Source organism: Bacillus sp. NPDC077411 (genome assembly GCF_044543425.1).
Lineage (GTDB): Bacteria > Bacillota > Bacilli > Bacillales > Bacillaceae_G > Bacillus_A > Bacillus_A bruguierae.
Genome location: NZ_JBITWA010000016.1, coordinates 64,505 through 88,094, shown reverse-complemented (window position 1 = coordinate 88,094; position 23,590 = coordinate 64,505). Strand labels below are relative to the sequence as shown.

Annotated in this window: 20 protein-coding genes and 3 pseudogenes; 15 read left to right on the top strand and 8 right to left on the bottom strand. The window is 33.8% G+C overall.

What is annotated here, in order from left to right; all coding sequences use genetic code 11:
- Positions 1-42: 42 nt before the first annotated feature.
- Positions 43-854: pseudogene (locus ACIGHG_RS18860) on the top strand (YwqG family protein).
- 184 nt (positions 855-1,038) lie between these two features.
- On the opposite strand, the gene ACIGHG_RS18855 reads toward ACIGHG_RS18860, so the two are convergent.
- Positions 1,039-1,722 carry an HAD family hydrolase gene (locus ACIGHG_RS18855; RefSeq protein WP_336473408.1) on the bottom strand — a complete coding sequence of 228 codons (684 nt, stop codon included), beginning with the start codon at positions 1,720-1,722 and terminating at the stop codon, positions 1,039-1,041.
- A gap of 286 nt (positions 1,723-2,008) precedes the next feature.
- Between ACIGHG_RS18855 and ACIGHG_RS18850 the strand changes: the two are divergent.
- The 5 genes and pseudogenes from ACIGHG_RS18850 to ACIGHG_RS18830 form a co-directional block, all read left to right on the top strand.
- A pseudogene (locus ACIGHG_RS18850) lies at positions 2,009-2,260 on the top strand (DinB family protein); the annotation flags it as partial.
- Between the two features lie 729 nt (positions 2,261-2,989).
- The gene (murQ, locus tag ACIGHG_RS18845) at positions 2,990-3,877 is read left to right on the top strand and encodes an N-acetylmuramic acid 6-phosphate etherase (protein ID WP_396549947.1); all 888 of its coding nucleotides are present in this window, start codon (positions 2,990-2,992) and stop codon (positions 3,875-3,877) included.
- 19 nt (positions 3,878-3,896) lie between these two features.
- A complete protein-coding gene (locus tag ACIGHG_RS18840; protein WP_396549945.1) occupies positions 3,897-5,315 on the top strand; it encodes a PTS transporter subunit EIIC in 1,419 nt (472 codons plus the stop codon).
- Positions 5,316-5,467: 152 nt separating this feature from the next.
- Entirely contained in the window at positions 5,468-6,310 is an 843-nt protein-coding gene (mleCBF, locus tag ACIGHG_RS18835) for a CBF family alpha/beta fold macrolide esterase (RefSeq protein WP_396549901.1), read from the top strand.
- 28 nt (positions 6,311-6,338) lie between these two features.
- A complete protein-coding gene (locus ACIGHG_RS18830) occupies positions 6,339-7,061 on the top strand; it encodes a hypothetical protein (RefSeq protein WP_396549899.1) in 723 nt (240 codons plus the stop codon).
- 367 nt (positions 7,062-7,428) lie between these two features.
- On the opposite strand, the gene ACIGHG_RS18825 is transcribed toward ACIGHG_RS18830, so the two are convergent.
- Entirely contained in the window at positions 7,429-8,475 is a 1,047-nt protein-coding gene (locus tag ACIGHG_RS18825; protein ID WP_336473404.1) for a DUF2332 domain-containing protein, read from the bottom strand.
- Positions 8,476-8,719: 244 nt separating this feature from the next.
- Positions 8,720-10,099 carry an aldehyde dehydrogenase gene (locus tag ACIGHG_RS18820; protein WP_396549897.1) on the bottom strand — a complete coding sequence of 460 codons (1,380 nt, stop codon included), beginning with the start codon at positions 10,097-10,099 and terminating at the stop codon, positions 8,720-8,722.
- A gap of 1,078 nt (positions 10,100-11,177) precedes the next feature.
- On the opposite strand from ACIGHG_RS18820, the gene ACIGHG_RS18815 reads away from it, so the two are divergent.
- The 5 genes from ACIGHG_RS18815 (at position 11,178) to nadE (ending at position 15,403) form a co-directional block, all read left to right on the top strand.
- Positions 11,178-11,303 carry a hypothetical protein gene (locus ACIGHG_RS18815; protein ID WP_336473401.1) on the top strand — a complete coding sequence of 42 codons (126 nt, stop codon included), beginning with the start codon at positions 11,178-11,180 and terminating at the stop codon, positions 11,301-11,303.
- Positions 11,304-11,492: 189 nt separating this feature from the next.
- Positions 11,493-12,269, top strand: a complete 777-nt coding sequence (locus tag ACIGHG_RS18810) for an NUDIX domain-containing protein (protein ID WP_336473400.1) — start codon at positions 11,493-11,495, stop codon at positions 12,267-12,269.
- 92 nt (positions 12,270-12,361) lie between these two features.
- Positions 12,362-13,831, top strand: coding sequence for a nicotinate phosphoribosyltransferase (locus ACIGHG_RS18805; protein WP_396549895.1), 1,470 nt, complete (start codon positions 12,362-12,364; stop codon positions 13,829-13,831).
- Positions 13,832-13,860: 29 nt separating this feature from the next.
- Positions 13,861-14,532 carry a nicotinate-nucleotide adenylyltransferase gene (gene nadD / locus ACIGHG_RS18800; RefSeq protein WP_396549893.1) on the top strand — a complete coding sequence of 224 codons (672 nt, stop codon included), beginning with the start codon at positions 13,861-13,863 and terminating at the stop codon, positions 14,530-14,532.
- 49 nt (positions 14,533-14,581) lie between these two features.
- Positions 14,582-15,403, top strand: a complete 822-nt coding sequence (gene nadE, locus ACIGHG_RS18795; protein ID WP_396549891.1) for an ammonia-dependent NAD(+) synthetase — start codon at positions 14,582-14,584, stop codon at positions 15,401-15,403.
- Positions 15,404-15,536: 133 nt separating this feature from the next.
- Here nadE and ACIGHG_RS18790 read toward each other — a convergent pair whose 3' ends face one another.
- The 3 genes from ACIGHG_RS18790 to ACIGHG_RS18780 all read right to left on the bottom strand — a co-directional run bounded on the left by ACIGHG_RS18790 (position 15,537) and on the right by ACIGHG_RS18780 (position 17,329).
- Positions 15,537-15,707 (bottom strand): hypothetical protein, encoded by a 171-nt coding sequence (locus ACIGHG_RS18790; protein WP_336473396.1) that lies wholly within the window; start codon positions 15,705-15,707, stop codon positions 15,537-15,539.
- Positions 15,707-16,801, bottom strand: coding sequence for a response regulator aspartate phosphatase (locus ACIGHG_RS18785; protein WP_396549889.1), 1,095 nt, complete (start codon positions 16,799-16,801; stop codon positions 15,707-15,709). Before ACIGHG_RS18785 ends, ACIGHG_RS18790 begins: the two co-directional genes overlap by 1 nt.
- 147 nt (positions 16,802-16,948) lie before the next feature.
- The gene (locus ACIGHG_RS18780; protein ID WP_336473394.1) at positions 16,949-17,329 is read right to left on the bottom strand and encodes a VOC family protein; all 381 of its coding nucleotides are present in this window, start codon (positions 17,327-17,329) and stop codon (positions 16,949-16,951) included.
- 545 nt (positions 17,330-17,874) lie between these two features.
- Between ACIGHG_RS18780 and ACIGHG_RS18775 the strand changes: the two genes are divergently transcribed.
- From ACIGHG_RS18775 to ACIGHG_RS18765, 3 genes are all read left to right on the top strand, one after another.
- Positions 17,875-18,861 (top strand): NAD(P)-dependent alcohol dehydrogenase, encoded by a 987-nt coding sequence (locus ACIGHG_RS18775; RefSeq protein ID WP_396549887.1) that lies wholly within the window; start codon positions 17,875-17,877, stop codon positions 18,859-18,861.
- Between the two features lie 369 nt (positions 18,862-19,230).
- Positions 19,231-20,244, top strand: a complete 1,014-nt coding sequence (locus ACIGHG_RS18770; protein WP_396549885.1) for a phosphotransferase — start codon at positions 19,231-19,233, stop codon at positions 20,242-20,244.
- Between the two features lie 247 nt (positions 20,245-20,491).
- Positions 20,492-21,691 (top strand): iron-containing alcohol dehydrogenase, encoded by a 1,200-nt coding sequence (locus tag ACIGHG_RS18765; protein WP_336473446.1) that lies wholly within the window; start codon positions 20,492-20,494, stop codon positions 21,689-21,691.
- A 148-nt stretch (positions 21,692-21,839) separates the two neighbouring features.
- Here the strand turns inward: ACIGHG_RS18765 and ACIGHG_RS18760 are convergent.
- Both ACIGHG_RS18760 and ACIGHG_RS18755 read right to left on the bottom strand, forming a co-directional pair.
- Positions 21,840-22,438: pseudogene (locus ACIGHG_RS18760) on the bottom strand (catalase); the annotation flags it as partial.
- 56 nt (positions 22,439-22,494) lie between these two features.
- A complete protein-coding gene (locus ACIGHG_RS18755; RefSeq protein ID WP_336473391.1) occupies positions 22,495-22,659 on the bottom strand; it encodes a hypothetical protein in 165 nt (54 codons plus the stop codon).
- A 368-nt stretch (positions 22,660-23,027) separates the two neighbouring features.
- On the opposite strand from ACIGHG_RS18755, the gene ACIGHG_RS18750 reads away from it, so the two are divergent.
- Complete coding sequence (locus tag ACIGHG_RS18750) at positions 23,028-23,573, top strand: hypothetical protein (RefSeq protein WP_396549883.1); 546 nt, start codon at positions 23,028-23,030, stop codon at positions 23,571-23,573.
- Positions 23,574-23,590 lie beyond the last annotated feature (17 nt).

The window sequence follows — 23,590 nt, the reverse complement described above, 5'->3', positions numbered from 1 at the left end:
CAATTGGAGGATAATGGTTTTGAACATGCGATAAACTATTTGATGGAGACATCGCGGCAAGGGGTGCGTTGTGCAAAAGCAGGCGAGACAGATTACACAAAGCTGGGGCGTTCTCGTGTTGGAGGCGATCCAGATCTGCCTCCACAATTTGCATGGCCGCTTACAACAGATGGGACACCAATGACCTTCTTAGTTCAATTGAATATGTGTGATGTAGCGAAGCACGATGATAATGCATTATTACCAAAGACAGGGATGCTGTCTTTTTTCTCGGAATCGATGAGCCAGCTTACAATATTGAACATCGAGTTATATGGTTTGATGAAACAGAGGTACTATCAGCTGTCCGCCGTGAACCGCCAAGTGAGACTGCGTTAGAAGATACTTATGTTGGCTATGACCTGGAAGCGCGCTCATCACTAGAGCCTCCAAGCTACGCTTACATTGATAATGAGCAGATAGAGAGTAATAACGTCACCTTAGACGATTATGATGATTTACTTTATGAGATTCGAGACGTAGAAGATGACGATATTATTCAATTGTTTGGTTATCCGATAGGACAGCATGATGATTCGGAATACGAAGCAGCATTGATGTTGTTGACTGGTGAAGAATATGAATATAATGAGGATAAGGCATTGGAGAAGATCGCGGCACATTTCGGTGGTGATAAGACGAAGACGAAGGCGAAGCAGGAAGTCGCGGATATGCAGATGTTGTTGGAGCTGGAAACAGATGATGACGTTGGCTTCTGTTGGTGGGACGCAGGAGTACTACACTTCTTTATTCGTAAGGAAGATTTGGTTGCTGGACGATTTGACCGTACCTATTGTTCTCTTTATTCCAGTTAAATTAAGTAATAGGAATACTTATAACCTTCCTTTCTGAATATTGTAAGATATAACAAAAAAATAAAACATTAATATATGATATATGATGACATACCCCCGTCCTATTTTGGATGGGGGTAATTTTAAGAATGCCCTAGCAATATAGTCATTTTAATATTTTAATTTTCTTCAATAATCGCGCCCGTTAACGGAATAAAGAAAATGTTGAATATGTAAAATAACTTAATAATCTATCAAAAGAATTGATCTCGGCATATGGTTTTATTTCGGTATCATTCTTGATCATATAAGGATTGAACCATATGCCCTTTATATTTGCATTTTGACAACCACCAATATCCTTTTCTATGTCATCTCCAACGAATAATGCTGCTTCCGGTTGCACATTAAGCTTATTTAATGCTAATTCAAATATACGTTTGTCAGGTTTACTAAATCCCACTTCTTCAGAAATAATTATTATATCAAAACAACTATTTAAATTAGTGTTAATTATTTTAGCCTTTTGTCTCTGAGTTGAGCCATTTGTTATAATTGCAACTTTAACATGCATCTTTATAGTATTTATGATATTTATAGTATTTTGGTTTATAGAAAAACAATGAGGAAAATTATTATTCCAAAAATCTTGAATGTAATTGCGTGGCAATCTATATTTTGGTGGAAATTCATCAAAAAATGATTCCAAAACTTTTACTTTGTCACTGTGGCCATAGCTTCTTTTATCATATTCCTTGAATTTCTGCAACATTTCGTTTTTTACTGAATGTTGTTTAACATCCCCATAACACTTCTCTAAAATAATTGAAAACAATTTATCTACTGCCTTATCCCTATCAAGTAAGGTATCATCTAAATCAAATATCATTGCTTTATAACCCCTCAAACAACTTCACAGCCTTTCTCACATTATATAAATAATCCCTACCAGTTACGGAATGTACGTAAGGTGGTATTAGAAATCAAGCTACAAGGTGTCACACTGCGTCCCCCATGGTTATAAAAAAACCTGATTCTTCTGCTTGGCGTAGAAAAATCAGGGGTTTAACTTCCCAAAAACGTCTTAGTGTATAATCGCGGTTTGTCGGCAGTCTCCCTATATAACTTATCTACTTAATAGTCTAAATTCCCTATGACTACCCAAAACTCCTTCATTGGTGTATTTTTTATCTGGTTTATCCGATGGATGGGTGCAATGTAGTGAAGGCGAAGGGACTTGGGATGTCTCAGAAGTGATTGAGCACCTTATTGAGGGAGAGGAAAATAATTGGATCCCAAGGTTAGAATTTACTCTTCAAGAAGGTGAAAATAAATCTTTTCCTCTTTTTGATCGTTATTCCCACTTACATAATAGGTCTCAAGGATCTATTGAACAAAAATTGTGTCCTTACTCTAAAAAAAGGATGCTTTTTTTACATTTGAACAAAAAATCTTACAGGTGTATAAAAAATCGACACTTCAGATTAGCTTGTAATGAATTTTAACATTAATAATAATGCTGTTGGTATCAGAACATCCAAAACATCTTATAGAGCCTATATAAGCAGTCAAATGAAATCAATGCATTATGACCTAGTTTTACACGTATCAATTATTCTAATTGTTTTATTTTTCCTTATAAGACCCGACCTAAAAAAGAAAATCGTACGTTATTAGATATCTATTAAAATGTATTATTCTTCATTCCTACTTGTTTCATTGCTTCTACTGCTCTTACACTGTTTTTATTCTTGATATACGGATATAAATCTATTATCAATCTCAATTTTCTTTCGATCGAAATTCATCCCCTTAAAAAATTACTATTCTCCCATTTCTTCTAAAACGACGAGAGGATAGTGATTTTGAAACTTCTTCACCTGTTCAATTAAAATTCCCCGTTACTTATTACGGATTCATCGTGATTTCAATTGCTGAAGCTCTATCATTCCAATCCGCAACCATATTAGCAGTTTTACCATACCACTCATAATGTCTAAACATGACTCCTTGGCCATATCCCTGAGATGAGGTATGCTCCCACTTGCAAGAAATAATAATTTAAGACTCTTTTTTGAGCGTTTAGCATAGCAATATAAAATAAATAGTATCCATGGAGAAGATGAAACATTTTGAAATAAATGAGGGTGATGAATATGTTAGAAAATTTAATAACCGAAACACGCAATAAAAAAACAATGAATTTAGACGAAATGTCAACAATTGATCTTTTAACAATCATGAATGAAGAAGATGCAAAAGTCGCAGAAGCAGTGAAACAAGAGCTTCCGCAAATCGCCAAGGCCGTTGAAGCGATTGTTGCAACAAAAAGAAAAGGCGGCCGCTTAATATATATAGGAGCTGGAACTAGTGGACGTATTGGTTTGTTAGATGCGGTTGAATGTCCTCCAACATTTGGAACAGACTCAGAAGAAGTAATCGGGTTAATTGCTGGCGGTGAAAAAGCCTTCATTAAAGCAGTAGAAGGGGCAGAAGACAGTAAAGAATTAGGTATTCAAGACTTAAAAAATATTAATTTAACAAATAAAGATATTGTAGTAGGAATTGCAGCAAGCGGCCGAACTCCATACGTTATCGGAGGATTAGAATATGCAAATTCAATTGGTACACAAACAGTCGCAGTATGCTGTAACAAAGACTCAGCAGTAGGGAAAGTCGCAACCATTGCCATTGAAGTAGTAAACGGACCAGAAGTATTAACTGGTTCAACCCGCTTAAAAGCAGGTACATCACAAAAATTAATTTGCAATATGCTCTCAACAGCCTCTATGGTGGGAATCGGGAAAGTGTATGGGAATTTAATGGTTGATGTTCAACTAACAAATGAAAAGTTAGTAGAGCGTGCAAAGCGTATCGTGATGGAAGCAACATCTTGTGATTATGAAATAGCTGAAACCTACTTAGTAAAAGCAGATAATAAACCTAAAATCGCGATTGTAATGATTTTGACAGGACTTTCAAAAGAAGAAGCAATGAAGAAATTAGCAGAAACGCAAGGGTTTGTTAGACAAGCAGTAAAATAACCGAAAAGAGGGAGACATGATGAACAAATATCATAGCATGGCATCTCAAATTTTAGATGCGATTGGTGGTAGTGACAATGTTTCAGCATATACAAACTGTATGACACGTCTTCGCGTTACACCTGTAGATCGTAATTTAATTAATGAAGAAGTATTGAAAAAGATTGATGGAGTTCTTGGTATTGTTGATGATGAAACATACCAAATCATTCTTGGACCAGGTGTTGTAACGAAAGTAGCAGAACAGTTCGGTACTGCATTAGCAGAGAGAAAAGGTGGTTCTTCAAAAGTTTCTTCTGCAGAAAAACTACAAGCAAAAGGTGCAGAAATCAAGGCAGAATTAAAGAAAAAGAATCATACACCTTTTAAAAATTTTTCAAGAAAAATTGGAAGCGTTTTTATTCCTCTTATACCAGCATTCGTTGGAGCGGGGTTAATTGCAGGTATTGCTTCTATTCTATTAAATAATATTACTGCTGGAAATTTAGATAAAGAAACTTGGGGACAATACCTAACAGTTTTAAATGTGATTAAAAATGCATTATTTAGTTATTTAGTAATTTATGTTGGCATTAATACGGCAAAAGAATTCGATGCAACACCAGCACTTGGTGGGGTAATCGGTGGTATTACCCTTTTAACTGGTATGACGCCAGAAAATCCAATTCTTAATATCTTTACCAGTCAGCCGTTATCACCAGGACAAGGTGGAGTTATTGGTGTATTATTTGCTGTTTGGATCTTAGCATTTGTAGAAAAGAAATTACGTACAGTGATTCCCAATGCAATTGATATTATCGTGACACCTACAATCGCATTATTAATAGTAGGGCTTGTAACAATTTTCTTACTCATGCCATTAGCAGGTTTCGTTTCAGATAACTTAATTGGTGCTATTAATTGGGTATTATTACGCGGTGGTGCATTTGCTGGATTTGTACTTGGCGCAACATTCTTACCACTTGTTATGTTAGGATTACATCAAATATTAATACCAATCCATATTGAAATGATCAATACAACGAGTATGACACAATTACTTCCTATTCTTTCGATGGCAGGAGCTGGGCAAGTTGGAGCATCAATGGCATTATGGATCCGCTGTCGTAAAAATAAATCTTTAACAAATGTAATCAAAGGTGCACTCCCAGTAGGAATTCTTGGCATTGGAGAACCATTAATTTACGGTGTTACATTACCATTAGGTCACCCTTTTATCACCGCATGTATCGGTGGAGGTATTGGAGGAGCAGTCATCGGATTACTTGGTAACGTTGGTGCAATTGCTATCGGACCATCTGGTCTGGCATTAATTCCTTTAATTGCTGGTGGAGTATGGTGGAAATACGTCATTGGATTATTTGCAGGATACATCGGTGGGTTTATCGTAACCTATTTCTTTGGTGTACCAAAGGAAGCGATGATAGAACAAGAATAATACATCTTAAAAGTACGATTAGCTTTTTGGTCAATCATTGGGCTCTACTATCATTCATCTACAGAAAAAAACTGCCACTTATGAAATATACATGACCTAATACGTCCTGATATCTTATAATAATAGGAAGTTAATGTTAAAGGAGGAGAAACATGGGGGAACAAATATTGAAAATAAATAAAGTAGAGATTTGTGCAGAAAGTTTTGGAAATCCTAAGGACCCTGCTGTACTTTTAATCATGGGGGCTATGTCTTCATTAGATTGGTGGGATAAGGAATTCTGTCTCCGCCTTGCTGATCAAGGAAGATTTGTCATTCGATACGATCATCGTGATTTGGGACGATCGACTACTTATGAACCTGGTACTTCCAACTACACAATATTAGACATGGCTGCCGATGCAATTGGAGTCCTGGATGCTTATTCTATAAAGCAGGCTCATATCGTTGGAATGTCCTTAGGTGGCTTGATTGGCCAAATTCTTGCTCTGAGATATCCAAAGCGTATATCTACGCTTACTTTAATTGCATCAAGTGTGTTCGGGACTGAGATGGAAAAACTTCCTCCAATGGATCAGAACATACTAAATTACCATGCAAAGAGTACTTCCATAGACTGGTCAAATCAAGAGGCGGCTATTTCCTATATTGCGGGTTTATGGAAAACTTTAGCCGGTTCCAAACCTTATGAGAGGGAAAGAATATATAAATTGGCGAAAAGGGAGGTAACTCGTGCCAAACAGCTTCCAAGCAGATTTAATCATGCCATGCTGCAAGGCGGAGGTGATTATTATAATAGGATGAGAGAAATCAGCATACCAGCACTCATTATTCATGGAACAGAAGATCCAGCTCTTCCATACGAACATGGACTTGCTCTTGCGAAAGCCATTCCCCATACTGAATTAGTGACTCTTGATGGATCAGGGCATGAGATTCATAGTGAAGACTGGGAACAAATGATAGAATCAATTGTAAAATTTAGTTCCCAATAAAAAGAAGTAGTTGATCATTTTAATAAATATGAAAGGTATTAAAATTATGGAGAAAAACATTCTATCTGAGACAGTAAATGACATGATATTATCTGGTAAGAAAGTTGATACAATTAAAGATAAAGATGAAATAAAAAGAGTATTTGCCAATGAAGGAATACCTTTTTTTGATAAAGTAATTGATTTTCAAGTATCATTTGGTGGTATTTGGTATAAAATTGGTAAAAAATTTTATGAAGTTTTCCAAATGGATATGTTTTACTTCAATACATTTAAAGAAAAATATGAACTTAGATATTTTAGAAAAGAAAACGGAAAATACTTTTTTCAATGTATGGAATATCATTATGCAGGAGATTTTGGACCTTGTATTGATGAGGATGGGAAAATATATCATTTCTGCATGGGGAGTTTTTTCATTAGTGCTGACAATATAGAAGAATTTTTAGAAGATGAAGCAATTAAATATTATATGCTTAATAAGCATCCAAATTGGCTAACACGTGGCGCTGAAAAGAGTGAAATTGATGAGTTTAAAAAAACGAACGCTTTAAATAAAATTAAGAGAGAATCATTTTCAGATAAATACTTTGAGTGGTGGTGCAATACCGAAGAAACAATTTTTATAAGAATTGATTTAGTAAGTAAACATAACCGTGCAGAAGTATATTGTAAAGACCAAAAGGTATTAGAGCAATTGTATAAGTCGAACATGCCAGCAAGTTTGTTTCCCTCTTTATATTATAACTGAAAATAAATATTACTATTGAGCCAAAGTAGTTTGTGGTATTCATTATATAATTTAAATTACACTCCACAATCTTCATATTTGTAGCTAATTATCAACATTAGTTTAAAACAAAGCCATAAACGAAAACCTAAAAAGGCATCTGCTGATTCTCAGTAGATGCCTTTTTAGTATTGAGGTCTCGCCACATGTCCATCAAGCTAAGGTTAGATTTTCTATGAACTTCCGTTCTTGTTGTCTACATACTTGATATTTTGTTTATTTGTTTTTAAACATAGAAATCGCCTATCAAATATATAGATAGGCGATTCTTGTTTTTCTAAGAACAAGATTAAATAACTTTATTCTTTCTACACATTTACATCTAAATTCAGCACAAAGATTTATCCTCTAATCCCCAGCTAAACCAGCGTGCATGACCGTCTGTTTCTCCGATCGTTTCATTGTATTCTTTACCATTAATAAAATAATCAAGATGAAGATCTCTATCCCACATGTTATTGTAAAGATGGAAAACATCTCGCTTGGCACCAATTTCTTTAATCTGTTCTACTAGTTTATGCTTTATACCCTCTGGTATTTGATTTGCTACATGTGTATGGAAGACACAAATCACTGAATCCCCTGGAATTTGTTCTGCAATTTCAGAAAGAAGAGATACCCCGTCCCCTTCTATAAGTTTCACTGATTGTTCTTTTAAACAAGCTGCTGCATGATCGAACATTTCAAGCCTTTCTTTATGCTCTGGCCAAATGAGCGAGCGTAACCATAAATAATCTTCCTCATCATTCAAATCATTTATATGTAAATCCAATCCAATTCTTTCTGTGACAGGAGGGCTTTGTTGTAAAAGAAATGGTTGATTTTCACCTTTTATTTCAGATTTTAATTGGACATTAGAATTTATGTTACCATACACTTTCTCAGTTCCATACGAATAACAATATTGATCCCAAAATAATTGTAAACCAGCGCTTGTTCCGATTTCAATTAACGCTAAAGGTTTATTAACTTTATTAAACATATAGCAAAAACTCGGATATAAATACGTACATCTTCTTACTTCGTTTGTCTGTACTAACTTCGTTTTTAAAATAGCAATAATCTCTTCTCTATGAAGCTGGCAAAAGCCTTTAAAATGGTAAAAAGCCTGGTCTAATTTTTTTTCTGGAGTTGAAATGAGGCTATCGTAGTATTGTTTTAATACATGGCCGTTGCCTTTCAATAATAAATAGTGAACGGCACCAAGTAATAAATTTGGAGTTGGCTGACCAAGTTGTGCATGTGACGCTAATGCAAGGAGTTCCTCATCTTCTGCAATTCTTAATGATAAATGTTCATATAAATCGCTCGACCCTTTACATTCTTTTTCTGAAAAGTTTCTAAATAAGTTGGAGATTTGTTCTGGTGTAAGCATTTATAATCCTCCTAGGTAATAATATTAATATTCAGAATAATTTTAACATAAATCGATTTAAATATGGTATAAATATCCTTTTCGAGTCTATATCTAACTAAAAAAAGGCGATTCCTCATACTACAGGAATTCGCCTTTTTTAGTTAAATCTGCTTAGCGCACAAGATTTCCGAAATGTTGCTGGTACCCCTAATTGAGAATATGGGGGGGGATTTTACAAATAATAATGGCAAACCGTTTCTTATTACTTAAATATCTTTCGTAAAATTTTAATTTTGTCCCTATACGGTGGAAATACAAGCCCTAGGTCTATCCTTGAACTTTTCTTTAAAATGCTTTTATGATGTGTAAAAGCATCAAAGCTATGTTTCCCATGATAGGCACCGAATCCTGCACTTCCTACTCCGCCAAAAGGCAAGTGGAGATTAGCCATATGTGACATTGTATCATTGACGCATCCTCCTCCAAAAGAAACTCGTCCTAATACTTGTTTTTCGACGTTTTTATTTTCAGTAAATACATACAAAGCTAACGGTTTGGGATGGTTGTTAATCATATGAATGACCTCATCTAAATCGCTGTACTCCATAATTGGTAAAATTGGTCCGAAAATTTCTTCTTTCATAGCTGCATCATCCCACGATTTTGCTTCAAGAAGTGTTGGTTCAATATATAAATGACTTCTAGATGATTTTCCACCAAATATTATATGATTTTGGTCTTGTTCTAATATAGAAATAAGTCTATCAAATTGTCCCTCATTGACAATTCGACCATAATCATTGCTTTTTGATACATCTGATCCATAAAAGCTTGTGATGACTTCTTTCATTTTCGAAATCAATTGTACCTTAACAGATTTGTGAGCAATAACATAATCAGGTGCAATACAGGATTGCCCAGCATTTATAAATTTTCCCCAGACAATACGTTTGGCTGCTATATCGAGGTTAGCTGTTTCATCGACAATAGCTGGTCCTTTTCCACCAAGTTCTAATGTTACTGGTACAAGGTTTTTCGCCGCAGCTTCCATGACAATTTTTCCAACTTGAACGCTACCAGTAAAAAAGATATGGTCAAATGGTGCGTGAATCAATAAAGAAGTTGTTTCTTTGTCTCCTTCAATTACACGAATATATTGCTTATCAAACGTTTCACTTATTATTTTGTTAATTACAGCTGAAACATTTGGTGCATTTTCTGAAGGCTTGAGAACTACACAATTTCCTGCCGCAATCGCCCCGATAAGAGGTTCCATTATTGATTGGAATGGATAATTAAAAGGGCCAACAATTAGCACTGTACCATATGGCTCTTTTATTATGTAACTTTTGGAAGGAGCAAAATGAATAGGTGTTTTTACTTTTTGAGGTTTCATCCACTGTTTTAGGTATTTCATTATAAAGTTGATACTGTTAAAGGCGAAACCCACTTCTGCAGCATACGCTTCAAACTCGCTTTTATGTAAATCTTGATATAATGCGTTCAGCACTTGATTTTCATATTTTCGAATAGCATTTTTTAATTTTTCTAATTGTTCAAGGCGAAATTGTAGACTTCTTGTATGATCATGATGAAAAAATTGTTTATGATCTTGAATCAGTTGTTGCATATTATCAGCCATTAGGAAATCCCTCCAATAGAAAAAAATATTTATATACTATGTACATAAGCTACTGTTAAGCCAAGAGTGATTATCTTAGAAATGTTGAAGAATTTAAAACATAGGCTCCATTGTTCGAAGATGGTCTTCTTGCCCCTTGTAAAAAAGAGAAAACATTTTAAGTGTTTGTAAATGCTAAAAAACAAGGATACAAGGTTGATTGGTGTGAGCTTAGAGTCTATGATCTTCCAGAGCTATGTAATGTTATAGATAAAATAATTCACGATGGAGTAACATTCTACTTGCAAGATGGTTAATCCTTCTGATATCTGGATTATTTCAGTTCAAGATAAAAATGAAGAAGAGTGGTTAAAAATCATAGATAAAGATTCAGATTTTATCCATGAAGAAATTAGGATTTATCGGTGTCAATCATGTGAAAAGTAGGAAATTGAAAATAATTGCTGAAAAGAAGCGTTTACGACTACATGGAATATTCATGTTCTTCTGGAGTAATTCCCCTGATAAAATAAAGATAACAAAAATGTTAAAAAATATAGGGAGAATAATTAAATGAGCCAACTACGTTTTATAAAAGATTATAAAAATAATAAAGCCCTTAGAAAAAGTTATTGTGAACTTACTAATAATATATTCGGCATAAGCTTTGAGGAGTATTTGAAATTCAACACATTTTAACAAAAATTGCTGATCATTCTACGAAAAAAATAGTATTTCATTACACCCCAGACTATGAAAATATTCAAACAGAAAGTAATGTCTTTAATGGAAGTGAAGTATTATTTGTAAAATCCGCTAGTAATGAGGACTTTCCTTTACATATTAAGCATCCAATCATGTCCCAAGCATAGATTTGTAACTCTGTAATAACAAAAAAAGCCCAATTTCTTAATTTAATACTGAGAAAGCGGGCTTTTTAATATTGTAATTTCCCTAACGTTGTAAACCTGCATTTTCCTGACGCTCCCCCTATTAGTCTTACAAAACTGTAAGGTATCTGTCATCTTCTTCAATAGCATTTAAAAATATCCAGCTTATATACTAAAGATAAATTTAATCAAAAGAGGAGTGGGTGAATATGTATGAAGTGATTGAAGAAGTGGTAGCTGGCCTATGTGAATTCGTAGTTGAAGTTGCAGTTGACGCCGTAACTAGCATCTTTACAGATTGGAATACAGAAGAAAAAGAAAAAGAAATATTGTAAATTCAAATCATCCATTATATAAAAACAAACGGTGTAAAATTTAAACTAAGCCATATGGGGATTTTTAAAAATTTCTATGGACAAATAAAAATAATTCGTGCATAATCGAATTAATAATTAACCAATTGTTAATTATTAAGAGAAGAGAAATACGTAAAGAAAAATACTAACCGTTTAGGAGGGAGCTAAATGTCAAACCAAGAAGCTTTACAACAATATGATGTTAAAAAATATAAGACACCGGATGGCTATACATCAGATATTGCAGTATTTACTATTGTAACTGAGGAAAAAGAAGAACATAAGCCTCCTGTTATGGCTTTGAAATTAATGCTGATAAAACGGGCATTGACCAATTCAGAAGGAAAACCTAATATTGAAGCGGGGAAATGGGCGTTACCTGGCGGCTTTGTACAGGATGATGAAACGGCGTTTGAAGCAGCAAAGCGAGAGCTAGAAGAAGAAACAGGTGTAGAAGGTATACATATTAAACATTATGGCGTGTATGATAAACCTGGCCGTGATCCACGAGGTTGGATTATTTCTAATGCACATTATGCAATTGTACCAGAGTATTATTTAGAAAAACGTCAAGCTAATGATGATGCTGCAGAAGTTGCATTATTTTCAATTGAAGAAGTACTAAAATTAGACTTAGCTTTTGATCATAATCAGATCATAAGAGACGCAATTAAAGTTATTACAATGGATTTACTTCAAACAATTGTAGCAAAAAACTTCTTACCAAAGAGTTTCACATACTCTGAGCTACAAGCCGTATTGTTGACTGTTACTGAAGATCCAGCAATTAAGAGTGGGCAGGCATTTGCGAGAAAAATAAAAACTTTGCCGTTCATTCAAGAAATTACGGGCCAAACGACTCAGCGAACATCGAAAAAATCCGCACAATTATATCGTTTTATAGAGATGGATATAGTGCAACCAATATACACAGCTAGATACTAATTTTTTTAAAATTAATATTTAACAATTTGTTAATTGTTAAATATTATAGATGTATACATACAATATATTTTAAATAATTGGAGGGAATTATAATGAATAATACATATACAGACGATAGCCTAACACTACATACTGACCTTTATCAAATTAATATGGCGGAAACGTACTGGGAAGATAATATGCATAATCGTAAAGCAGTATTTGAAGTATTCTTTCGAAAACTTCCATTCGGAAACGGGTACGCTGTTTTCGCTGGTTTAGAAAGAATTATAAATTACTTAAAAAATTTCCGTTTTACTGAAAGTGATATTGCATATCTTCGCGATGAATTAGGGTATCAAGAAGATTTCTTGGAGTTTTTAAAAGGTATAAAGTTTACTGGAACTGTCCGTTCGATGAAAGAAGGTGAATTAGTCTTTGGGAATGAGCCGATGCTTCGAATTGAAGCACCTTTAGTAGAGGCTCAACTCATTGAAACAGCTATTCTAAACATTGTAAATTACCAAACATTAATTGCAACAAAAGCTTCGCGAATGAAACAAGTAGTAGGAGAACAAACTGCAATGGAATTTGGAACTCGTCGCTCTCACGAAATGGATGCAGCAATTTGGGGCACAAGGGCTGCATATATCGGAGGATTTGACGCTACATCTAATGTACGTGCCGGAAAACTGTTTGGCATTCCTGTAGTTGGTACACACGCACACGCAATGGTTCAAGCATATCGCGATGAATATACCGCTTTTCATAAATACGCTCGTAGACATAAGGATTGCGTATTTCTAGTAGATACTTACGATACATTAAAATCAGGGGTGCCTAATGCTATTAAAGTGGCCAAAGAACTTGGCGATCAAATTAATTTTAAGGGAATTCGACTAGATAGCGGAGATTTAGCTTACTTATCTAAAGAAGCGAGAAAAATGTTAGATGAAGCAGGTTTTACAGAAACAAAAATTATTGCATCCAATGATTTAGACGAAAAAACGATCACTCATTTAAAATCACAAGGAGCAAAAATTGATATTTGGGGAATTGGAACAAAATTAATTACAGCATTTGATTCTCCTGCTCTAGGAGCTGTTTATAAGCTTGTTTCCATCGAAGATATAAACGGTGAAATGGTAGATACAATTAAAATCAGCTCCAATCCAGAAAAAGTAACTACTCCAGGTCTTAAGAAAGTGTACCGTATTATTAATACGACAAACAAAAAATCAGAAGGAGATTATATCGCGTTAGAGACGGAAAATCCAGCTGAAGAAGATCGATTAAAAATGTTTCATCCAATGCATACTTTTATTAGTAAATTTGTAACGAACTTTGAGGCTAAAGAGCTGCATCACGATATTTTCATAGAAGGCGAGTGTGTATATCAATCTGCATCACTGCAAGAAATCCAGCAATTCACAAAAGACAACTTAGATTTACTTTGGGATGAATATAAACGCGGATTAAATCCAGAAGAATATCCTTTAGACCTTAGTCAAAAGTGTTGGGACAACAAAATGAAACATATTGAGGAAGTAAAACAAAAAGTTGCGGAGATGATTAAAAAATGAAAAAAAATGAAATCAAATCAACTAAAAGCATGGAGTACCTTCAAGAATTGAATCCAGAAAAAGATATTAGCGGACTATTAAAAAAAGGGCGACGAATTGGAATATATGGTTCATCATTTGACCCAATCACAAATGTTCATTTGTGGACTGCTTCAACTGTGGCACATCGTAAAAAGCTAGATTATATTATCTTTTTACCTTCTACAAACAAGCGTATTGATAAGAAAATACAAACGACAGGTGATCACCGCGCTAAGATGATTAGTTTAGCCATACAGGATAATCCCAAGTTCGTTCTGGACACCCATGAATTAAACGTATTACCAGGAAAACATTATACATACTATACAATGAAGCATTTTAGATCTATATTAAAAGAAGCAGAATTGTTCTTTATCATGGGTGCAGACCTTTTAGTAGATATCGCTGATGGAAAATGGAAGATGGCCGAAGAATTGATAAGTGAAAATAATTTCATCGTTATGGCTCGCAATGGTATCGATATGCTCCAAACGATTAGTCGATCCGCTCTCCTGCGCAATTATGATGATGGTAGATTTCAATTAATTGATAAAGGATTAGCTATGGAAATTAGTTCTACATATATACGCGAAGAATTTTCTAAAGGCGGCGAACCACGTTACCTTCTCCCGGATAGCTGCTACTATTACATCAAGGAAAAAGGTTTGTATCAATCATAAGGATTACATTGCATATAAAACTTTAAAAACTGAAAGGGAATGTTTTGAAATGACAACTTTACAACAAAAAATTATGTCGGATTTACATGTATCAGCAGTAATTGATCCTATTCAAGAAATTCGTAAAAGAGTAAATTTTTTAAAGGAGTACGCACTTAAAACAGGAGCAAAAGGCTTCGTTTTAGGAATTAGCGGTGGGCAAGATTCAACATTAGCTGGAAGACTTGCTCAACTAGCAGTAGAAGAACTGAGAGCCGAAGGACAAAATGTAAAATTCGTGGCCATTCGCCTACCTTACGGCGTTCAAAAAGATGAAGATGATGCACAAGCGGCATTACAATTTATTCGAGCAGACGAAGAATTTGTATTTGATATCAAAACGACAGTTGACGCTTTTGCAGAGCAATATAAAAAAGATGCAAAAGAGCAACTTACAGATTTCAATAAAGGAAATGTGAAAGCCAGGGTTCGAATGATTACGCAATATGCGGTAGGTGGACAAAATGGCCTTCTTGTAATCGGGACAGACCACGCAGCAGAAGCTGTAACAGGCTTCTTTACGAAATATGGCGATGGTGGTGCTGACATTCTTCCGTTATCTGGATTAACAAAAAGACAAGGAAGAGAACTATTGAAAGCTTTAGACGCTTCTGAAAGATTGTATTTAAAAGTTCCAACAGCTGATTTATTAGATAATAAACCACAACAAGCAGATGAAACCGAGCTAGGAATTTCTTATGAAGAGTTAGATGATTATTTAGAAGGTAAGAAAGTGTCAAAAGAAGTAGCAGAAGCAATCGAAAAACGATATTTAGCTACAGAACATAAAAGACAACTTCCTACAACTATGTTTGATGCTTGGTGGAAGTAATATACATCATATTCTCTAATTAGCGGTGACAGATTAGTTCAATAACAAATCAATTAAAGAATGCACATATAAGGCATGTCTTATATGTGCATTCTTTTTATTTTTTAAAGGTCTTTTCATTTTGTAACTTAAATCAAAACGTTTTACCATGTTCTCTTAGCACATCCTGAGGGTCATTTGATTGTTCCAGGAATGTTTTACCATGTTCCGCTTGTAATGTGTTTGAAGGAGTATACCCAATAATTCCTGTTAGTAGTAAAGTTAACCCAAATGTAATTCCAAAAAATTTAGCTAATTTTTTCATTATTTTAAAGCCTCCTTATCGTGTAGTTTTTGTTCTGCTTCGTGTGACTTATAAAAATATTGACTTGCTTTATCAGGTTGATTAGAAGCATAAAACTTTAGAGCCAATTGTTTAGAGTAGTCATGCACGAACCCTAATAAATCTTCTTGCTCAAAGTATTGAATTCCTTCTTTAATTATTGTTTCAAATGTATTAGTTGGTTCTTCTGTATTTAATGCGTGAAGGATGGAAAAGTGATGTTTATATTCAATTACTTGTAAACGGTTACAAATTTCCAATCCTTTTTCAATAAATTTATTTGTTTCTTCAGTGTGACCTAATTTAAAATGTTCTCTTGCTAATAGGAAGGTACATTTATAGTCAGTTTCAGGATCTTCAATGGAAGCAGATAAATTTCTAATAGCAGCTTCAGATAAGTTTTGCTCAGCATATAAGAAACCTAAATTATGTCTAATTTTTAGAGCAAGTAGTGTACTTTTCTTTTTATTAGCAATATCTAAAGCATTTATGAAATATTCTTCAGCTGATTCATATTGACCTAAAGAAGTACATGTAAGTCCTAAAATATTTGTACAACCAGCAATATTAACCTCATATCCTATTGAGTTTTCATAATAATTTTTAGCTTTTGTTGCATAATTAATAGCGACAAGTGGTTGACGAACTTGATAGTAGTATGCTGCAGCTTTGTAGTGAAATTCAGCTTTTTGAGCTTCGTCAGGTATAGTTTTTAATAACTCTTTAGCATTGCTAAAGTATTCGTTAGCTTCTTTAAATTTACCAATCTCAGTAGCATGTATTGCTTTAAAGAAATGATAGTAATATGTTAAAGAAGCATCGGTTGGTTTTTCGAAGCTATTAATTTTTTCTAACAAAGTATTTGATTCTTTATAATCATTTGTAAGTAATTTATATCTAAATTCTAGTAAAATGTAGTATAGTATAATGTTCTGATTTTCCTCAATCCTATCAATTTTCTTGTTTACATCATTTCTAATTTCAAGTGCAAGAACTGTATTTTGACTACGAATTGCATCGTACCAATTATTTAGTAAAGAAGTAATTTGTTCTAACGTAACTGTTGTAGTCTCCATGGCATAACCCCCCCTAATATATTTTTATATAATTGTATCAAATTTCACAATATTTAGGGATTAAGAAAAATATTTCTCAATAAAATACTATTGATTTAAAGAAAAGAGAAAATTTGTTATTTTTTCGTAAGAAGCATGTTGTGAACTTTAGATTGTTATTTCAATCTGATTGCCTTCTGGATCACTTACTACGCTTTCATAGTATCCATCACCAGTAAAGCGAGGTTCACTTAATATAGGATAGCCAGCTTTTCTTAATGTTTCCGTTAATCGATTAACGTTATCTTTGCTTCCGACAGAAAAAGCGAAATGAGCATATCCAGTAATTTCATTTTTAGGTTTATTCTTTACTCCTTTCTTTCGCATAATTTCTATACGTGCCCCTGTTTCAAATGTAATAAAATAAGATTCAAATTGTTTTGTTTCATTACGATATAAGTTATTAGCTTTACCTTTAAAATATTTGGTATAAAATGTGCGCATTACTTCTAAATCATTTACCCAAATAGCTATATGTTCAATTTTCATTATCTTCACCTTTCAATTCATAGTCTTATTTTGATTCTCTTATAAAAGAATGGAATATAAAATTCAATATCAATAAAGTGGCTGCTGGCTTTGTTGGGATTTCATAATAAGTTTATTTAATGTATTGTTCAGGATAGTTAAAGGCTATTATAAACTTGTTAAATATGAACATACAAAAAACTCTCTTTTGAGAAAAGAGAGTTTTTTGTATGTTCCAAATATAATTATATATATTTCAGAATAATAAGTCTATAATTTATTCTTTAGAATTTTATAATTAATCATACTAATTTGGGAGTGGTAGGGAGTTATGAGAACGTGGATTTGTAGAAAATGCAAAACATTGTGCACGCTTAAATGTTTATTAAACGGTACCAACTCTATATAAAGATCATTTTGTTGAGGAGAAAAATGTATTTACATAATCCGTTTTTTAATTGACAGAGCAGGGTAGTTTAAGACCAGTTATTGAAGAATGAACCATTGTTCTATTTATTCATATTTTTCGTATGATATTAATAAATAGAACAATTGGAGGAAGATAAATGAAAGCAATTGTGTATACAAAGTACGGTCCCCCTGACGTTCTTCAACTAAAAGAAATAGAAAAACCCGCTCCTAGGGGAAATGAAATACTAGTAAAAATAAAAACGACAACCGTAACAGCAGGGGATATTCGGTCACGGAGTTTTACAGTTCCTCTCTCTGTTTGGTTGCCTGCTCGAATAACACTTGGAATTAGACAACCTAAAAAATCTATACTGGGGATGGAATTAGCTGGTGAAGTGGAGTCAGTAGGGAAAGATGTCAAACGGTTTAAGGAAGGCGACCAGATCTTTGCAGCTACCCAAGCGAGTTTTGGTTCTTATGCTGAATATATTTGTCTACCTGAAGATGGACCAGTATCTATTAAACCCTCCAATATAACCTATGAGGAAGCTGCTGCCATTCCAATTGGAGCACGCACAGCTTTGTTTCATCTTAGAAAAGCTAACATTCAGAGTGGTCAAAAGGTCCTTGTCTATGGCGCTTCAGGGAGTGTAGGAACTTATGCAGTACAGATTTCCAAGTATTTCGGAGCAAAAGTTACAGGGGTATGCAGTTCCACGAATTTAGAATTGGTAAAATCTCTGGGAGCCGACAAGGTAATTGATTACACAGCAAAGGATTTTTCTCGTACAGACGAGACTTATGATATTATTTTTGAAGCAGTAAACAAGAGTTCATTTTCAGATTGTAACAAATTGCTAAAGAAGGACGGTACCTATATAAATGTTGTTGAACCGTTGCCAAGCGTTCGAATGCTATGGACTAAATTGACAAGCAGCAAGAAATTAATATTAAGTCAAAATTCACCTGAAACTTCCGAAGCATTAAATTTCCTTAAAGAACTTGTCGAGACGGGGAAGATAAAAGCAGTCATTGACAGGTACTATGCATTTGAAGAGATTGTGGAAGCTCATAAATATGTCGAAAAAGGACACAAGAAGGGAAATGTCGTCATAAATGTGGAACATAACAATAAGTCCTGATGAAGTATGAGATTTACACATGTAATTTAAACCTTTAATTCCATAAAAAACATTGATATAACAATAAAAAAGCAGAGCGAATTGCTCTTGCTTTTTTATCTACTTTTATATGTGTTTTTAGACCATCCAACAATTTAAAAAAATAAAATACATAAACAGATGTTTTTACTCTATTTTTATGTATTTTAAGTTTAATTTTTATTGTTTTATTTAAATTAAATGATTAGAAAAGGGAACTACTTTTTCTTTGTCGAAATTACACGTAAGTATATTAAGATGCCATGTATGCTAAGTAAAACTAAGTTAACGGATCTGGATTATATGAACATAAGAAGACTTTTCGTAAAAAGTTAAAGGGGAGGTGCGAAAATGGGTGATTTACAATATAAATCGGAATTTAAGGATTTGTGTCAAACATCTCAACTTGGTGAATTATTGAATGCCCCCGAATCCATTTCTGGTGGGCTTTTACATAGAATGTATGCTGTTGAAACCACGAAAGGAAAGTATGCCGTAAAACTTTTAAATCCTCAAATAATGCTTAGACCAACGGCAATGCGAAACTATATCAACTCAGAAAAAATAGCCAATTTCTTGTCTAATAACATTCCAACTCTTCCAGCAAAAAAACTTAATGGAGATGTTTTACAAAAAGTAGACAATCAGTTTTATCTTGTGTTTGATTGGATAGAAGGTGAAAGTCTGAAACCTTATGAAATCAATAATATTCATTGCGAAAAAATAGGTACAATTCTTGCAGCAATACATAAAGCTGATTTTTCGGAGTTAAGTATAACAAATGATGGATTTGATAACGGACAACCTACTAATTGGAATTATTATTTGCAAAAAGGTAAAGAAAATCGTTCAGAATGGGTTAAGTTACTCCTTGAAAATCTCGATAACCTTAGCAAATGGAATTTAAATGCAATTCGCGCATCTGAATCTCTTTCATCAAATATGGTTATTAGCCATAGGGATTTAGATTCTAAGAATGTTATGTGGAACCAATACAATCCCGTTCTTATTGATTGGGAATCAGCTGGTTATATAAATCCAATGCAAGACTTAATTGAAACAGCAATCTATTGGTCTAAAAATGAAAAAGGGGACATTGATAAACAAAGATTCTTCTCTTTTATAAGTGGATATAAAAAGAGATATGGTAAACTGCAAGCAGACTGGAGAGTAGTATTAGCAAATGGTTTTTCAGGAAAATTAGGGTGGCTTGAATACAATTTAAAACGTTCTTTATGGATTGAATGTACAGACGAAGAAGAACAGCAGATGGGAACTATCCAAGCGACAGAAACAATAAATGAGATTAGGCACTATGCAGATACAATTCTTAAATTATTGAATTGGTTAAATAATGAGTTGTAGACTAAGTTTATTCAACTAAAGGGGACTTATCTTTTTATGGAATTTTTTAAAAGAAGTGCTAAACGCTCAAAACTATAAACCTAAGTTTATTGATAAAGAAAAACAGTATCGTATATATGTAAGTAGTAAAAAAGACATTCATTTTATAGAAAACTCAAAGTATAAAAGTAGTATTTTTGGTCTTCTTACTACTATATTTATAGCTATGTATCTTAATACTTACCAAAAAGGAAAGGTAGGTCTTAATATGTACAAGTTGTATTGTAGATTATATCAAAACACGTTTAAGTTGGTTTCCTACTTTTTACCTTGGCGTGAACCTCAATTATTAACTGGAGAAAATAGCTTAAGTAAACTTCCAATTCACTTAAATAGTATCAATATTGATAGGGTGTTAATAGTGACAGACAAGGGTATTACGTCAATTGGATTATTAGATGAATTTCTTAAACAACTAAAAGAAGCAGGAGTAAAATATTTTATTTATGATAAAACCGTTCCAAACCCTACAATTTATAATATTGAAGACGCACTATCTCTTTACCACGTAAGTAAGTGTAAAGGTATCATTGCATTTGGCGGTGGATCACCGATTGATTGTGCAAAAGGGGTCGGGGCGCGTGTTGCTAGACCGAAAAAAAGTATTCCTGACATGAAAGGGGTTTTAAAGGTCAGAAAAAAGATTCCACCCTTATTCGTGATCCCTACAACATCAGGTACAGGAAGTGAGGCTACAGTTGCTGCTGTCGTATCTAATAGTGAGACACATGAAAAATATGCAATTAACGATCATGCACTCATCCCGCAGTTAGCCGTACTGGATCCGATGCTTACAGTTAAACTACCTCCCCATATAACATCAACGACTGGAATGGACGCTTTGACACATGCAGTTGAGGCATACATCGGAAAAAGTAATACAGAAGAAACAAAACAGAACAGTAGAGAGGCAGTTCAATTGATATTTAATAACCTTTATGAATCCTATATAAATGGTTCAAATATTCATGCACGCAAAAACATGCAGAAAGCATCATATTTAGCTGGTCTAGCGTTTACTCGTGCATATGTTGGAAATGTTCATGCTATTGCGCATACATTAGGAGGATTTTATTCCGCTCCTCATGGATTAGCTAATGCTATAATCTTGCCTTATGTTTTGGAGTATTATGGGAAATCAGTATATAAACCTTTAGCTGAACTGGCAGATTTAATTGGGATCAGTAACTCATCTGACACCGATGAGCAAAAATCAAAAAAGTTTATAGAAGCAATAAAAAAACTCAATGAAGACATGAGTATACCTAAAAAGGTCAGCTGCATTCTTGATAAAGATATTCCTGCTATGGTAAATCAGGCTTTAAAAGAGGCGAATCCGCTCTATCCCGTTCCCCAAATTTTTTCAAAAGAAGACATGGTTTGGCTTTACCAAATGATAAAAGAATAAGAAAGTTGCTCTTAAACTATTTTTATTTCAATGCAACAATTGTAGTATTTGTGAAAGTATACGGTTATTAAGAACAAGGTGGAAATTAATAAATTTTATACAAAAAACGTCATTTTAATCGTAAAAATGACGTTTTTTAATCTTCTTATCACTTTTTCATTTCAATCTCAATTCTCTTTGCTAAGTCAGATGATACTTTTCAGATATAACTTTCAAATCACTAGCTAAATTTTCGACAAGATGTTCTTTTTCTATTTGAGTTAACCTCGTATAGAATTCACCAGCCTGCCCAAGATCGTTTTGCCTTGTTATAGAAGTTCTTTCTAGTTTGCCTTCAACATATCTTCCATCACCACTTGTAATTTGATTAGCTGGTATCCAATTTTGCTGTTGGTTGACCGGTAATTTACGAAATTCAGCTCCAATTCTTCTTCTTTGAGAATCACTATAAATATTCGTACGGCCTTGCAGTATTTTATCATCAGATAATTCTGCGCCGTCTAATAAATTAGAAGGGGAGAAGGAGACTTTTTCTACTTGTTCCATATAATTATCAGGATTTTTATTTAAGACCATTTTGCCTACTGGTATTAGAGGATAATCTTTTTCATCCCATATTTTTGTGTCGTCTAAAGGATCATAAGAAAGATTTGCTTCATCCTTTGGGTCCATGAGCTGGACATATAAGCCATATTCCACCAGTTTATCACCCGAAATCGCATCGTATAAATCTTTACCAGCGTAATTTACCATGCTTTTTGAATAAATCTTTCTAGAACATCCACTAAAAAATTCATTATTAACTATAGAATATCTTTTTTAATTGATAATTCGCTGCTAGATTTCCCTTTGGACTGAGAAGTATCTTTCGCACGAACATAACCCGTAGTTGCTTCGTCAGTAGTAGGTCCAGCTGTGTTGAATCTCTCATCTCCAGTGCGATGAGAGTCGTTCGATTGATTTTTCATGGAGCACCTCCTAGTTAGAATAAGTGTAGTATGCCCATGTTAGAGGCGTTATTATATTTAATTTTTCATTTATTTTACCATTCTCTTATTTTATTGATTCTTTGCTAAGTACATAAAGAACAACAATTTTGAAATACCTCTAAACTTAATGGTAGAGCACCGGCATGAAATTCAAAAAGAAATCCAATTCTTTATTCCTAATAAACAGAAAATAGCATATCTGAACTGGGCTGATATTGAAAGAGGAAGTAGCGATGCTCTCTTTTTTATTTTATTTTTCGACATAATATGATAAAGGTAAACCAATTAATTTGTTACGATAGTATAATAATCTTACATTTCATAAAAACAACAAAGGGGTATATAAAATGAAAGTAAAGAAATTAGTAGCACTTGCATTACCAATCGCATTACTAAGTGGGGTAGTTGGTTGTTCGGACAACAAGACAACAGATAAGAAAGTTGAGTCGAAAGTAGAAACAAAATCAGACAAGAAAGAAGTAACAGAACTCTCCGCTGAAGAGTACAAGCAAGAATTAGCTTTAGGTATGAAAGACATTTCTGAACGGTCACTTAAGTTAAATAGTATTATAAATGACCGGAGCAAACCGATAAGTGAAGTAGCAAAAGAGTATAGGAAAGAAGCAGAAATGTTTATCGTGACAGCAAACAAGGTAGCTGAGTTAAGACCACCAAGTAAGTTTAAAGAGTCGCATAAGGTAATGATGGAAGCAATGGATTTAGCAAGACAAGGTACGAATAAGTGCCAAGGAACTTTGGATAATGCAGACCCAAGTTTACCTAGTGTAGACAAAGGTATGTTTAAGACCGCTAATAATATGCTTTCACAGGCTTCCAGTAAGATAAACGAAGCGCACGAGATGATGAAAAAGGTAGACAGTAGTATACAATAAGGGATAGTACTAAATTC

Bases quoted from the DNA above. Each gene is read 5' to 3' on its own strand.
- ACIGHG_RS18820 (WP_396549897.1), bottom strand. From the start codon at position 10,099: ATGGCTGATAATATGCAACAACTGATTCAAGATCATAAACAATTTTTT.
- nadD (WP_396549893.1), top strand. From the start codon at position 13,861: ATGGAGTACCTTCAAGAATTGAATCCAGAAAAAGATATTAGCGGACTA.
- ACIGHG_RS18750 (WP_396549883.1), top strand. From the start codon at position 23,028: ATGAAAGTAAAGAAATTAGTAGCACTTGCATTACCAATCGCATTACTA.
- ACIGHG_RS18770 (WP_396549885.1), top strand. From the start codon at position 19,231: ATGGGTGATTTACAATATAAATCGGAATTTAAGGATTTGTGTCAAACA.
- ACIGHG_RS18805 (WP_396549895.1), top strand. From the start codon at position 12,362: ATGAATAATACATATACAGACGATAGCCTAACACTACATACTGACCTT.
- ACIGHG_RS18840 (WP_396549945.1), top strand. From the start codon at position 3,897: ATGAACAAATATCATAGCATGGCATCTCAAATTTTAGATGCGATTGGT.
- ACIGHG_RS18810 (WP_336473400.1), top strand. From the start codon at position 11,493: ATGTCAAACCAAGAAGCTTTACAACAATATGATGTTAAAAAATATAAG.
- murQ (WP_396549947.1), top strand. From the start codon at position 2,990: ATGTTAGAAAATTTAATAACCGAAACACGCAATAAAAAAACAATGAAT.
- nadE (WP_396549891.1), top strand. From the start codon at position 14,582: ATGACAACTTTACAACAAAAAATTATGTCGGATTTACATGTATCAGCA.
- ACIGHG_RS18855 (WP_336473408.1), bottom strand. From the start codon at position 1,722: ATGATATTTGATTTAGATGATACCTTACTTGATAGGGATAAGGCAGTA.
- mleCBF (WP_396549901.1), top strand. From the start codon at position 5,468: ATGGGGGAACAAATATTGAAAATAAATAAAGTAGAGATTTGTGCAGAA.
- ACIGHG_RS18755 (WP_336473391.1), bottom strand. From the start codon at position 22,659: ATGAAAAATCAATCGAACGACTCTCATCGCACTGGAGATGAGAGATTC.
- ACIGHG_RS18785 (WP_396549889.1), bottom strand. From the start codon at position 16,801: ATGGAGACTACAACAGTTACGTTAGAACAAATTACTTCTTTACTAAAT.
- ACIGHG_RS18790 (WP_336473396.1), bottom strand. From the start codon at position 15,707: ATGAAAAAATTAGCTAAATTTTTTGGAATTACATTTGGGTTAACTTTA.
- ACIGHG_RS18815 (WP_336473401.1), top strand. From the start codon at position 11,178: ATGTATGAAGTGATTGAAGAAGTGGTAGCTGGCCTATGTGAATTCGTA.
- ACIGHG_RS18775 (WP_396549887.1), top strand. From the start codon at position 17,875: ATGAAAGCAATTGTGTATACAAAGTACGGTCCCCCTGACGTTCTTCAA.
- ACIGHG_RS18830 (WP_396549899.1), top strand. From the start codon at position 6,339: ATGAAAGGTATTAAAATTATGGAGAAAAACATTCTATCTGAGACAGTA.
- ACIGHG_RS18780 (WP_336473394.1), bottom strand. From the start codon at position 17,329: ATGAAAATTGAACATATAGCTATTTGGGTAAATGATTTAGAAGTAATG.
- ACIGHG_RS18825 (WP_336473404.1), bottom strand. From the start codon at position 8,475: ATGCTTACACCAGAACAAATCTCCAACTTATTTAGAAACTTTTCAGAA.
- ACIGHG_RS18765 (WP_336473446.1), top strand. From the start codon at position 20,492: ATGTACAAGTTGTATTGTAGATTATATCAAAACACGTTTAAGTTGGTT.